Raw genomic sequence first — 12,538 nt, 5'->3', positions numbered from 1 at the left:
GGCGGGTAAACCTCTGGATCAGTCCGTTGCGGGGCCGATGTCGAAATGCCTCGGGAACAGCATGGCGATCATGCGCATCGCCCGGTCGCGGCAGACAGAGCGGCGGAACTCATTGGGATAAAGCAGCATGTTGAGCCAGAGCCCGTCCCACATCGCTTCGGTGGTCAGCACGGTTTCTACCGGGTCGATCCCGACGTAGCCGGCCTCTTCGATCATCTCCGCGATCAGCGCGGCACTGGCCTCCAGCCGTTCGTCATCTACATCCCCCACGGCGCGGCGATAGATGTCGCGCGCGCCTGCGTCGCCATAAAAGGCGAACCACACCGCCAGCTTGCGCCGCGCACAGATCGCCGGGTGAAAGCGAGATTCAACGATGGCGCGCAGAAGGTCGGCGCTGGATCGGTCCGGCCCCTGCAGGCGGGATTGCCAAAGCGCGCGTTGTTCATCCGCAAGATGCTGCAACACGGCCTCGAACAGGCGTTCCTTGCTGTCGAAATGAAAGTTCGCCAGCCCGACCGACACGCCCGCAAGCTCGGTCACCTTGGCCATCGTGGTGCCGGAAAGACCGAACTTCGCAATGCAGTCGATCATCGCCTCGATCAGTTGCAGCCGTCGCTCAGCCTTTGCTTCGGCCCTACTGCTGCGCGGGGCGCCGGGTTTCGGGCTGGCTTCGTTCATCGCGTTCCTCTTGCGTGCTGTCCGGTCTCGTCCGCATCAAGTATCAGGATCGCATCGTCCTTCCACGTCATCCAGACCGTCTGGCCTTGCGCCATGTCGTCGCCCGTCTCTTGCAGCGCCACGGCGACCGGCGTCCGGTGGCCTGCAAGCCCGACATGCAGCATGTGCCGTCCGCCCAGATACTGCTGCGCCTGCACCACCCCTTCGACGGCCCGCCCTTCGGGCTTGCGCGCGGTCAACGCCAGCTTTTCAGGGCGGATCGCGACCGTGACCGCCCCGCCCGTGGCGTGACGCGCGCCAAGACCCGCCACAGTGATCTGGCCCAGCCCCACAACCTCGACCTCACCTGACGGGCGCAGGATGCCGGGAAAGAAGTTCATCGAGCCGATGAACCCGGCCACCGTGCGATTGTGCGGACACTCATAAAGCACCGAGGGCGTGTCGACCTGCACCACGCGTCCCGCCGCCATCACCGCCACGCGGTCCGACAGGGTCAGCGCCTCTTCCTGGTCGTGCGTCACCAGAAGGAAGGTGATCCCCAGCCGCTGCTGCAACAGCCGCAACTCCAGTTGCATCTGTTGGCGCAACTGCTTGTCCAGCGCGCCAAGGGGTTCGTCCAGCAGCAGGACCTTCGGCTTCAGGATCAGCGCGCGCGCCAGCGCCACGCGCTGCTGCTGCCCGCCCGACAATTCGTTCGCGCGCCGGTCGCCATACCCGGGCAGGGCGATCATCTCCAGCATCTCGCCGACCATCGCCTCTTGCCGGTCCTTGGGCAGGCCAAGGCGGCGCAGGCCGTAGGCAATGTTGTCGCGCACGTTCAGGTGCGGAAAGATCGCGTAGTTCTGGAACACCATGTTGACCGGGCGCAAATGCGGCGGAAACTCCTGCATTTCCTGCCCATCGATCAGGATGGTGCCCGAGGTCACGCCCTCGAACCCCGCGATCATCCGCAGCAGCGTGGTCTTGCCCGACCCCGAGGCGCCCAGCAGAGAAAAGAACTCGCCCTGCCGGATGTCGATCGACACGTCCTGCACCGCCTTGACCCGGCCGAAGGACTTGTTGACCCCGCGGACCGAGATCATCACCGCGCCCGTCGCCGCCGTGGCATCCGTTTGTATCCCGCCCTGCACGTTCATCGCCCGGCCCCCGCTTGCGGCTGGCCCACGCGCATCAGGCGCAGGCTGGTGAAGACCAGGATGAAACTCGCCAGCAGGATCAGCGTGGACAGCGCCAAGAGCGACGGGAAATCCTGCGGGAACCGCAGCTGGCCCCAGATGTACATCGGCAAGGTGGACTGCGCGCCAGACAGGAAGAAGGCCATGAAGAACTCGTCGAACGAGATGGTGAAGGTCATCAACAGGCAGGCAAGGATGCCCGGCATGTTGCAGGGCAGCGTCACGCGCCAGAAGGTCTGCAGGGGCGGCTCGCCCAGGTCGGCCGAGGCTTCCTCCAGCGACCGGTTGAACCCGATGAAGCGCGGCAGCAGCACGGAAATCGCGTAGGGCAGGCAGATCACTATGTGCCCGATGGTCACGGTGACCAGCGACAGTTGCACCCCCATCCGGTTGAGCAGCGTCAGCAGTGCCACGCCCAGGATCAGCCCGGGCAGCACCAGCGGCAGCATGATGAACCCCACCGCAGGCGCCTTGCCCGGCATGCGGTAGCGCGCGATAGCAAGTGCGGCAGGGATGGCGATGGCTGTACACAGCACGCTGACGAAGAGCGCGACCTCAATGCTGTTCCAGAACGCGCGAAGCAGCGGCTCGCGGCTGAAGAGGTCGGCGTACCAATCCAGCGTGAAGCCTTGAAGCGGGAACTTCACATAGACGCCCGCGTTGAAGGAAAACAATGGGATGAACAGGATCGGCAGATACAGCAGCACCGCAAAGACCGCCGCATAGACGGCCAGCGGGCGGTTCGGCTGATAGAACCCGGTGTACCTTGCCATCGCCTACCTCTGGACCAGCCGATTGACGCCCACAAAGGCCAGCCCGGCCGTGGCGATGGTAAGCATCATCACCACCGCCAGCGCCGCGCCCGCAGGCCAGTTGTTCATCGGTCCGAACATCGCCTGCACCAGATTGCCAATCATCATGCTGTCGGGTCCGCCGACCATCAGCGGCGTGATGTATTCGCCCATCGTGGGCACGAACATCATGATGAAGGCGGCCAACACCCCCGGCAGCGACAGCGGAAAGGTGATCCGCCAGAACCGCCGCGCCGGACCGTCGCCCAGGTCTGCAGCGGCCTCCAGATAGGTGCGGTTGATCTTTTCGAGGCTGACATAGATCGGCAGGATCGCGAACGCCGCCCAGGAATGGGCCAGCACGATCGTCACGGCGGTCTGGCTGTACAGAAGCGCCGCCACCGGCTCGTCCACGATGCCAAGGGACAGAAGACCGGTGTTCAGCACCCCCTCGTAGCCCAGCACCACTTTCCACGCAAAGACCCGCAGCAGATAGCTCGTCCAGAACGGCAGGGTCAGCACGATCAGCCACAGCGCCTTGTTGCGATGCGTATGGAAGGCTACGAAGTAGGCCATCGGATAGACCAGGATCACCGTGAACGCCGTGCATGTCAGCGCGATCACCAGCGTCCGCAGGATCAGAACCCGGAACATCGGGTTCTCCACCATGGCAGTGTAATTGCCCATGCCCGGCGTTGGGTCGATATCGTAACCCGCCAGCGACCATGTGCTCATGGTCAGCGTCATGCCCAGGGGAAACAGGATCGCCGCCGCCATCAGGATCAGCGCGGGTGCCAGCAGCAGATGCCCGCGCCAGCCTTCGTGCCGGTGAAGGAACCGCGTCAGCGCATTCGGGCGGGCCAGCGCGGCGGTCATGCCCTAGAACCCCAGCTTGATCTGTTCCCAGGTCGAGGTCATGCGCTGGTCCCATTCGGCCGATTGCGGACTGCCGAAATGCCCGGCTTGCAGGATGTCCAGCGGGTTCCGGGACAGGCCAAGGTTGGCCAGATCCTCGTCGGAAAATGAATCAAACGCCTTGCGGTTGGCCGCACCATAGCCATAGCCGCTCATCTGGTAGACTGACGCCTTCTCGCTGATCAGCGTGTCCAGCACCTCGTAGGCGCTTTCAAGCTTGGGCGCGTCCTTGTGCAACATCTGCCCGCAGACCCATGTCAGCGCCCCTTCCTTTGGCTTGGCGAATTTCACCGGCACGCCCTGCCCGGTCAGACTGACCACCGAACTGTTCCACGCCATGACCGCAACAATCTCACCAGCCGCCAAAGCTGTGTCGCTGGAGGTGGTGTCATCGGTATACATCCGGATCAGAGGGCGCTGTTCGCGCAGGGCCGCTGAAATCTTCTCGAACGCCTCGTCCGTATGGATCTGGTCAAAGGGCACGCCCGCCTTGATCGCCGCGCACCACCATGCATCACCGCCGCCCGCCAGCATACCCAGACGCCCCGAGTATTTGGCGTTCCACAGCATGTCCCAGCTTTCTTCCGCGCCTTCCAGATCATACAGATCCGTGCGGTAGGCCACCGAAGTCTGGCCCCATTCCCATGGCATCATCCAGATCTTGTCGCCCGCGCGGTTGTACGCCACATCCCACAACTCGGGGATCACATCAGGCCAGTTCGACAGCCGTGTCGGATCAATCGGCTGGAACAGGCCAGTGTCCGACCAGCGCGGCACATCCGAAAGGCAGGGCATCACGATATCGGCGACAAAACCCGACTTCAGCTTGTTCAACGCCTCTTCCGCCGAACCATAGGTCGAAAAGTTCGGAAGCTCGCCGTGTTTCGCGACATAGTCCTCAAAGAACGCAGGATCGTCGAATCCGCCCCATGTGAACCATGTCGCGTGATCCTCGGGCGCGGCCAGTACGCGGCGGGGCATGAGCGGTATCGTTACCGACACGATGCCGACCGAAGCCAGCGACCGGGTGAACGCCCGGCGGCTGAGCTTGCCTTCGCGCATCGCGCCCAACTGGTCGAGAATGTCCATCGGCATCACCCTCCTGTCTGTGTGGCCTGCCCGGTTGCCGGGTGCCTGCTGCGTGGCCGGCGGTGCAGGCGCCGGCCTGCCTTAATTCACTGAACGTTCATTCAATCAATTCATTGACAGGCCCCCCGAGTCAAGCGTTTCCTGCACGCCATCGCAAATGCCGCCGACGACAGGAGAACCGCCATGCACGCGAACCCCCGTGTGATCCGTCTTGACCCCGCGGGCCCCGACGGCGCGGGCCTGCAACCGCTGGAGCTAGACCCCGCGACCTTCCAGTCGGCGCTGCCGGTGCAGAACTACCACCTGTATTTCGAGGACGAGTCGATCGGCCTTTCGGTCGGCATCTGGGACACCACCACGATGCAAGAGGCGTTCGGCCCCTATCCGACCGACGAATTCATCCTGGTGCTGGAAGGCGCCTTTGCCATGGTCAACGGCGAGGGTGGCGCGGTGACGGCCAAGGCGGGGGATTCGGTGTGCTTTCACCAGGGCATCCCGACAAGCTGGAAGCAGGACGGCTACCTGCGCAAGGTCTACCTGACGCTCGCCGATCCGGCGGCCGGCATGCCGGTCAAGGCCAGCGCCGAGGGCGGTGTGATCGTCCTGCGCCAGCCGCCGGAAAGCGACGGGGCCATCGTTTATCGCAATGATCCCGGCACGATGGTGGTGCGGCACATCGCATCCGGCGCCTTCGAAAGTCCCTTGGACGCTGCGCAGGCGCATATGCTTGTCCAGCTTCTTTCCGGCGAGGTGGAGGTCAACGAACCCGGCGGGGTTTCTCAGGTCTTCCGCGCCGGGCAGGTGTTCTTCATCCCGCAAGGCACTGTACATGGGATGAAGGCCAGCACCGGTTTCAGGGCCTATCGGGTCAGCGTCGGCCAGTAAGCGACGGCAGATGCCGGTCAGAGGTGGCGCTTGGCCGTTTCGGCAAGGTTGGGTGCGGCCGAAAGCGCATCTGCCATCGCCAGCAACCCAGGCGCGGTGGCAGAGACCTGGTCGCGGTCCAGCCAGGTCAGGATCACCCAGATCAGGAAATCCACGCCCATCGGCCCGCTGCCCAGCAGGAACGGCCCTGCCCCGACCGCATCCTCCAGCAGCGCAAGGTGGCGAAAGACATAGGCCTCGGCCGCAGCCTTGATCCCGGGCACACCGGCGGGGTCGGTGGTGTAGCGGTCAGTGTAGTAGACGCGCAGCACGGCCTCGTAGATGTTGGCATGGGTGAACGCCATCCATCGATCATGCTGCGCCCGCAGGGGCGATCCGGGTGGCGGGGCAAGGCCGCTGCCCGGGTTCGCATCCGCAAGATGCGACAGGATCGCGGGCAGTTCGGTGACCACCGACCCGTCCGGCAGGACAAGCGCAGGGACCTGCCCTCGCGGGTTGATCGCAAGGAAGTCCGGGTTTGTCAGGTCGCCTGCTGCAGGATCAAGGTCGACCCTTTTATGCGCTATGCCACCTGCCAGCAGCGCCAGTTCCACCGCCGCCGACCCTGACCCTGCATAGCCATACAGCTGATAGCCTGCCATCGTCCTCTCCCTGCCCGTTCGCTGGGCCATGCCCGCCAGTCCAAGGCTTTGCACCATGCCGGCCCCCGCTTTGCAAGCGCCCGGCCGCCCTCCGCGACGTGACAGGGCCACCCCGGCGAATGGTCGCAACGGACAGGGGTTGCGCGGGTTGGCTCATCCCTCCCGCCGCCCGCCGGCCGCCAAGCGCGCCGCCGTCTGGCGACCGGTGATCAGCGCACCGTGGACCGTTGCGGGCTGGTCGGGCGAACAGGCCTCTCCTGCAAAGTGCAGCCGCCCATCCCAATCAGAGCCGAACAGCGCCTTGCGATCCTTGCGGCGGGTGCCTACGGCCTTGAATGAATAGGCCCCAAGCGCGAACGGGTCCTGCCGCCAGCGGCTGACCTGCGCGCCGATGGGGTCGGGCACGGCGCTGCCGAACATCGAGCGCAAGGCCTCCATCGCCAGGGCGGTCGTGGCGCGGTCATCCAGCGCCTCGATCTCATCCGCCGTGCGCGCGGCGTTGAACCCCGCCAGCAAAGGATGGCCGGTCGCGCGCAGATAGCTGGTCCAGTCGGCCCAGAGCGTCTCCGCCGGGCTGAGGTAGTCGATCCAGTCGGCATCTTCGGGCCAGAACACCCGGTCGAACCGCAGCACGCACTTGTTCAGAAGGCCCATGCCAAGGCTGTCGATGGCGCGTTGGCGGCGGGGGTCAAGCGGTTCTGCAAAGGCCACTCGGCCCGACTGCAGGACTCCGAGCGGCAGGGTGACGATGGCGCAATCGGCCTCGTGCCTGCCGCTGGCCGTGGTTACCGCAACGCCTCGCGCCGTGGGCGCGATGGCGGTGACCGGTTCGCCAAGGCGGATGTCCAGCCCCCGCGCCAGATGCGCGATGATCGGACCGAACCCCGGTGTCACCACCGCCTCGTCACCCGGGAAATCCGTGCCGTCATCGAAATGCCAGGCCGACATGCGCGACCAGTCGCCGGAGTATTCGTGTTCGATCCGCGTGTTGATCGCCAGCCGCGCCTCCGCGCGGTCATGGGGGCCAAGCGCCTGCCAGTCGGGATGTGCGGTGATTGCCGCCTCAAGCGAGACATCGGCCTCCAACCCGTCCACCGCCGCCCGAGCAAGCTCCAGCAGTTTCATCGCGCGTTTTGCGGGCTTGATGAAATCGACAGGCTGACCGAGGTGATCATAAGTCACCGACCGCGCATAGGTCGTGGGGGTGATCCTCAGCCCGACCTTGCGGGCCAGTTTCGTGACCGGATTGCCCTTGGTTCCATGGATCCAGCTCGCGCCCATGTCCACCGGCAGGTCTGGCCACAGGTGGCTGGTATGCGTCCGCCCGCCGGTGCGGCCCCGCGCCTCGATCACCGTCACCCGCGCCCCGCCCTTGGCCAGCCGCGACGCCGCACCCAGCCCCGCCATTCCGGCGCCGATCACCACCACATGCGGCGGCGTCACCCGCGCACCCGTTCGCCCTTCGGATCGTAAAGCGGCGACAGCGAGACGGTCGCCGCCACGAGCAGGTCGTTGATCTGCACCTCGAACCGCTGCGCGCGCAGCCGCTCTGCCGTCACGCCTCCGGCCAGTTCAACCATCCCCAGCCCCACCGAGGCACCCAGCGTCGGCCCGAAAGCCCCCGCGCGGACATAGCCCACATCCACCCCGTCGCACAGGATCGGCTCGTTGCCGAACAGCAGCGGCTCGGGGTCGGAAAGCAGGAGTTGAACCAGCCGCCGCGCCGGCGGGCCCTCGGCCCTCTGCGCCACAAGTGCCTCGCGCCCGATGAAATCGGGCTTCGAGAAATCCACCACGAACCCCAGCCCCGCGGTCAGCGGCGTATCGGTATTGTCGATGTCCACCGCGAAATCGCGGTAGCCCTTTTCCAGCCGCAAGGACTCCAGCGCCACCAGCCCGCAATGCACCACCGGCAAGCCCGCCGCCCGGATTGCCCCGGTCAGAGCATCATGCGCCGCGTGCGAATACTCGGTCGGGATATACAGTTCATACCCCAATTCACCCATATAGGTCACCCGAACCGCCCGCACCGGCACCGGGCCGCATTCGATCATCGCGCTTTGTCGGAAGGGCAGCGCCGCGTTCGATAGGTCCGCCCCCGACAGCGCCTGCAACACCTCGCGCGACCTTGGCCCCTGCAGCGACAGGATCGTATAGGCCGAGGACACATCCGTCACCGCGCAGACCTCGCCCGGCAGGGTGTGCCGCCGCAGCCACGCCAGCGTGAAGGACTGCAGCACATCGCCCGTGACCAGCAGAAACTCCTGATCCCCCGTCCGCGTGATCGTCAGGTCCGACAGGATACCCCCCTGATGGTTCAGCCATTGCGTATAGACATTGGCCCCCACCGGCACGTCGATGTTGTTGGCGGATACGCGGTTCAGCACCGTCAGCGCATCGCGCCCCTGCACCACGATCTTGCCCATGAAGCTTTTGTCAAACAGCCCCACGGTGGTGCGCGTGGCAATGTGCTCAGTCTCGGCCAGCTTGTGCCAGGGCTGGCGGGCGTGGGTGTATTCCACCTTGGGCGGGGGCGCGTCGGGGCAGAACCAGTTCGGCATTTCCCAGCCCGAAAGCTCCACGAAATAGGCGCCCATCGCAGCGTAACGGTCATGCAGCGCGAGGCGGCGCATGCCGCGCGCTGTGGTGTGCTTGAAATGCGGCAGGGGCGCGTAGGTGAAGGTATAGCCGAGCGATTTCGGGATGCGCGCGCCAAGGAAGGCACGCGTCGCCTGATGCGGGCGGCTGCGGGCGGGGGCAAGGCCCGTCACATCCTGATCCGTCACCCCGGTCATCAGCAGGTCGGCCATGATCTTGCCCACCCCGCCCGCCGACAGGATGCCCAGCGAGTTCAGCCCGTTGGCAAGGAACAGCCCGTCCACCTCGGGGCTTTCGCCCACCAGATAGCTGCCATCGGGTGTAAAACTCTCCGGCCCGCAGAAGAACGTCTTGATCCCTGCCTCGTGCATCACCGGATAGCGCGTGAATGCATGTTCAAGGAAAGGTGTCATCCTGTCCCAATCCGGCGGCAGGGTCGAGAAACTCGCGTCTTGCGGGATGCCTTTCAGGTTCCACGTCGCCCCTTCCGGCTCAAACAGGCCAAACAGCAGGCCCCCGCCTTCCTCACGCACATAGGTAAAGGTCGTCGGATCCTCCACCACAGGCATCTCGGGGGTCACATCCGCCAAGGGTTCGGTCAAGAGGTAGTAGTGTTCCGCCGCCTGCAACGGTACCGCTACCCCCAGCTTTGCGCCCAACTGGCGCGACCACATGCCCGTCGCCAGCACCACCTTGTCCGTGCGGATGTCGCCTTCAGCCGTCCGCACACCCGTGACACGCGCCCCTTCCGTCAGAATGTCCGTAACCGGCGTCCCCTCAAGGATAAGTGCCCCCCGCGCCCGCGCCCCCGCCGCCAGCGCCATTGCCGCATCGACCGGGTTCACCCGGCCATCGGTTGGCGTGTAAAAGCCCGAGATGATCCCCCTTGCTTCGATCAGCGGAAACAGCGCCGCAATCTCGGCAGGCGAAATCTCGTGCCGTTCCACCCCTTGCGTCCGCACGAAATTCGCGTCCCGCCGCAACACATCGCGCCGGACGGGGTCGCAGGCCAGATGGATGTGGCCGCACTGCCGAAACCCGGTGGAAAGCCCCGTCTCCCCCGGCAGGTCCAGATACAGTTGCCGCGTATACTGCTCGATCCAGATCAGCGTATCCGTTGACATGCCCCCCGAGGCGATCAGACCCGCCGCATGCCAGGTGGTGCCCGAGGTCAGCTTGTCACGCTCAAGCATCAACACATCACGAACGCCCAGCCGCCCGAGGTGATAGGCGATCGAGATGCCGATGATACCGCCGCCGATGATGACGACCGGTGCATGCTTGGGAAGGGCCTTCGTCATCGCAGTCGTCCCACTTTGTCAGACGATTCCCAGTCATCGAGCAGCGCACCAACCGCCGGCAATTGGGGGGTGGGAATGGTCTCCGATTGTTTCCCGCTTTGGCATTTCGTTGAACGATTATTCAACGAAGCAGTTTGCAACCGTGTTGTCAATGCGGTCGTGCAGCGGACCAAGTCTGCCGTTACGAATACAGGTCAGGCCAGCGTTCATGTCGTTGTTTCGCTGGAGTTAAGGTTCTTGAAGGAGAATCATTTCTTCCGCCGAGGCCGCAGGTTCCCCTGACTATGACGCCAGTCAGTGGAGCTGCACCAGCACGCGACCGCTTCAGGCTCACGCGCAATGTCAGCGCCACGCGCAATGCGCCGCAAATGGAGGTCTGCTTGCCGCTCGTTCGATGTGGCAGTTCCGCGACGATATCAGACCGCTCTCCGCCCGAAGATGTCACTCGCGAACCGTCGGGCATGACTCGGACGGGGTTCGCGACCCTGTAGTTTGGAGCGGCGGGGCGATCTGGCCGCCCCGCCGCGGATCAGACCAGGAACAGGTCGTCGGCCAGCACGATGTTGCCCACGATGATCGGCCCGGCGTTCTGCACGAAGATCGTGTCGCCATCGCCTTCGAGCGTGATCAACAGACCGCCATCGCGTGTCTCGAAAGACCGGATGGTCGCCCCCGACTCGAGCACGATGGTGTCGAGAGCGGCGTTGTAGTCGGTTATGACGTCGCGGTCCCGAATGCCGTCGCTGGCATCGGCGCCGAAGACGAAGGTGTCCTCACCCAGGCCGCTTGTCAGGCGGTCGTTGCCTTTGCCACCGATGATCACGTCGTCGCCCGTGCCGCCGATCAGCCGGTCGTTGCCACTGCCGCCAAGGATCAGGTCGTCGGCTGCAGTGCCGCGCAGGGTGTCCTTTTCCGACGTGCCCTCCACCAGGTTCAGGTTCCGCTCCGGCTGGGGCAGGGTGACCCCGTCCTGGCTGAAGCCGACGTCCAACCAGGTCAGGTCGTGGTCGGTGATCGTGAAGCTGATGACCCGCGCCACGTCCAGGATCGACTTGCCGACCGCGGCCAGCGCGTCGGTGTCGAACAGGAAGGTGTTGGTGCCGATGCCGTAGGACGCAGGCGAGCCGCCGCCGAACATCACCGCCTCGATCCCGGTCAGGATGGTGCCGTCGGTGAAGGTCAGGTTGGCCAGCACCTCGATGTCCTGGGTCACGACGGGCTGCGGGCCACCGCCGAGGATCCGGACCCCCAAGGTCACGCCTTCGCCCACGTCGTCGCCGCGGATCAGGTCGCCGTCGACCAGCGTGGCGATCCCGAAGTCGGTTTCCAGCGTTACATTGAACGTCGGGTTGACGATGAAGCTCTGGCTGTTCTGCGAGAACCAGATGGCGGTCGTGGCGATGCCTTCCACCAGGTCCGGCACCGGCGGCGGCGGCGGTTCGGGCAGGCCGCCGCCGGAAAAGCCCAGGTCGGCCCATGTCAGGTCGTGGTCCGTGGTCGTGAAGCTGATGACCCGCGCCACGTCGATGACCGATTTGCCGACGGCGGCCAGCGCGGCGGCATCGAACAGGAAGGTGTTGGTGCCGATGCCGAACGAAGCAGGCGATCCACCGCCGTACATCACGCCATTTACCCCGGTCAGGGTTGTGCCGTCGGTGAAGGCGATGGTGGTCCGAACCTCGGTCGGCCGGGGTTCGCCCGCGTCGTTGCCGCGGATCAGGTCGTCGTCGACCAGCGTCACAACCCCGATCTCGGCGTCGAGAAAGACGTTGAACCCCGGGCGTTCGATGAAGCTTCGGTTGTCCTGCGAAAAGGACATTGCCGTGGCCTGCGTGGGTTCTTCCGGCTCGGGCTGGGGCTCGGGTTCGGGCAGGTTGCCGCCGGAAAAGCCCAGGTCGGACCAGTTCAGGCCATGGTCGAACCGCGCGAAGCTGTTCACCTTGGCCACATCGTTGATCGACTTGCCGACCGCGGCCAGCGCATCGGTGTCGAACAGGAAGAAATAGTTGCCGCCGACGTTGTAGTTGGCGCCGTCCACCAGCGCCCTGACCCCGGTCAGGATAGTGCCGTCGTCGAAGGTCAGGCTTGCGAGGATCTCCCGGTTCTCGTCGAAGAACGAACGCCGGCCGCGCCCGAGGGTCGCGCCCTCGCGTTCGTCGTTGCCGCGGGTCAGGTCGTCGTCGACCAGCGTCGCGACACCAAGATCGGTGCGGACAGGCGGGGGCGACTTCGTGTTGATCAGAAAGCTTTGACTGTTCTGGATGAAGTAGGTGGTGGTCGCCGCTGCCGTCATGTCCAACTCCCTGTGCCGCGGTTTCATGGGACTGTTCGGCCACAACCCCTGAACGTTTCACGGCAGACATCACGTTGGCGTGTCCCGGTGACAGCTTGGCGGTCGAAGGCGGAATGCAATGTCCGCGGCACCTGGATCGTGGACTTTGCCGCCGACCTTGCCGACGCAGATA

General features: G+C 65.0%; 10 protein-coding genes. 1 reads left to right on the top strand and 9 read right to left on the bottom strand.

What is annotated here, in order from left to right; all coding sequences use genetic code 11:
• Positions 1–18: 18 nt before the first annotated feature.
• From KF887_05505 to KF887_05485, 5 genes are read right to left on the bottom strand one after another with little or no spacing between them, the layout of a single operon-like run.
• A complete protein-coding gene (locus tag KF887_05505) occupies positions 19–678 on the bottom strand; it encodes a TetR family transcriptional regulator C-terminal domain-containing protein (protein ID QYK42569.1) in 660 nt (219 codons plus the stop codon).
• Positions 675–1,760, bottom strand: a complete 1,086-nt coding sequence (locus KF887_05500; protein QYK43452.1) for an ABC transporter ATP-binding protein — start codon at positions 1,758–1,760, stop codon at positions 675–677. Before KF887_05500 ends, KF887_05505 begins: the two co-directional genes overlap by 4 nt.
• Positions 1,761–1,810: 50 nt before the next feature.
• Positions 1,811–2,626, bottom strand: coding sequence for an ABC transporter permease (locus KF887_05495; GenBank protein QYK42568.1), 816 nt, complete (start codon positions 2,624–2,626; stop codon positions 1,811–1,813).
• 3 nt (positions 2,627–2,629) lie between these two features.
• Entirely contained in the window at positions 2,630–3,520 is an 891-nt protein-coding gene (locus KF887_05490) for an ABC transporter permease (GenBank protein QYK42567.1), read from the bottom strand.
• A 3-nt stretch (positions 3,521–3,523) separates the two neighbouring features.
• Positions 3,524–4,648, bottom strand: coding sequence for an extracellular solute-binding protein (locus KF887_05485; GenBank protein ID QYK42566.1), 1,125 nt, complete (start codon positions 4,646–4,648; stop codon positions 3,524–3,526).
• A 183-nt stretch (positions 4,649–4,831) separates the two neighbouring features.
• Here KF887_05485 and KF887_05480 point away from each other — a divergent pair, with 183 nt between their 5' ends.
• The gene (locus KF887_05480; GenBank protein ID QYK42565.1) at positions 4,832–5,533 is read left to right on the top strand and encodes a DUF861 domain-containing protein; all 702 of its coding nucleotides are present in this window, start codon (positions 4,832–4,834) and stop codon (positions 5,531–5,533) included.
• A 17-nt stretch (positions 5,534–5,550) separates the two neighbouring features.
• Here KF887_05480 and KF887_05475 read toward each other — a convergent pair whose 3' ends face one another.
• From KF887_05475 to KF887_05460, 4 genes are all read right to left on the bottom strand, one after another.
• Positions 5,551–6,174 carry a glutathione S-transferase family protein gene (locus KF887_05475; GenBank protein ID QYK42564.1) on the bottom strand — a complete coding sequence of 208 codons (624 nt, stop codon included), beginning with the start codon at positions 6,172–6,174 and terminating at the stop codon, positions 5,551–5,553.
• Positions 6,175–6,327: 153 nt separating this feature from the next.
• Entirely contained in the window at positions 6,328–7,581 is a 1,254-nt protein-coding gene (locus tag KF887_05470; protein QYK43451.1) for an FAD-dependent oxidoreductase, read from the bottom strand.
• Between the two features lie 32 nt (positions 7,582–7,613).
• Positions 7,614–10,073, bottom strand: coding sequence for a GcvT family protein (locus KF887_05465; GenBank protein QYK42563.1), 2,460 nt, complete (start codon positions 10,071–10,073; stop codon positions 7,614–7,616).
• Between the two features lie 529 nt (positions 10,074–10,602).
• On the bottom strand, positions 10,603–12,366 hold the full coding sequence (locus tag KF887_05460) for a hypothetical protein (protein ID QYK42562.1): 1,764 nt from the start codon (positions 12,364–12,366) through the stop codon (positions 10,603–10,605).
• Positions 12,367–12,538 lie beyond the last annotated feature (172 nt).

The organism is Paracoccaceae bacterium, assembly GCA_019454225.1.
GTDB lineage: Bacteria > Pseudomonadota > Alphaproteobacteria > Rhodobacterales > Rhodobacteraceae.
This window is presented reverse-complemented; position numbering and strand designations above follow the sequence as displayed.

Bases quoted from the DNA above. Each gene is read 5' to 3' on its own strand.
- KF887_05495 (QYK42568.1), bottom strand. From the start codon at position 2,626: ATGGCAAGGTACACCGGGTTCTATCAGCCGAACCGCCCGCTGGCCGTC.
- KF887_05465 (QYK42563.1), bottom strand. From the start codon at position 10,073: ATGACGAAGGCCCTTCCCAAGCATGCACCGGTCGTCATCATCGGCGGC.
- KF887_05500 (QYK43452.1), bottom strand. From the start codon at position 1,760: ATGATCTCGGTCCGCGGGGTCAACAAGTCCTTCGGCCGGGTCAAGGCG.
- KF887_05490 (QYK42567.1), bottom strand. From the start codon at position 3,520: ATGACCGCCGCGCTGGCCCGCCCGAATGCGCTGACGCGGTTCCTTCAC.
- KF887_05460 (QYK42562.1), bottom strand. From the start codon at position 12,366: ATGACGGCAGCGGCGACCACCACCTACTTCATCCAGAACAGTCAAAGC.
- KF887_05480 (QYK42565.1), top strand. From the start codon at position 4,832: ATGCACGCGAACCCCCGTGTGATCCGTCTTGACCCCGCGGGCCCCGAC.
- KF887_05505 (QYK42569.1), bottom strand. From the start codon at position 678: ATGAACGAAGCCAGCCCGAAACCCGGCGCCCCGCGCAGCAGTAGGGCC.
- KF887_05475 (QYK42564.1), bottom strand. From the start codon at position 6,174: ATGGCAGGCTATCAGCTGTATGGCTATGCAGGGTCAGGGTCGGCGGCG.
- KF887_05470 (QYK43451.1), bottom strand. From the start codon at position 7,581: ATGGCGGGGCTGGGTGCGGCGTCGCGGCTGGCCAAGGGCGGGGCGCGG.
- KF887_05485 (QYK42566.1), bottom strand. From the start codon at position 4,648: ATGGACATTCTCGACCAGTTGGGCGCGATGCGCGAAGGCAAGCTCAGC.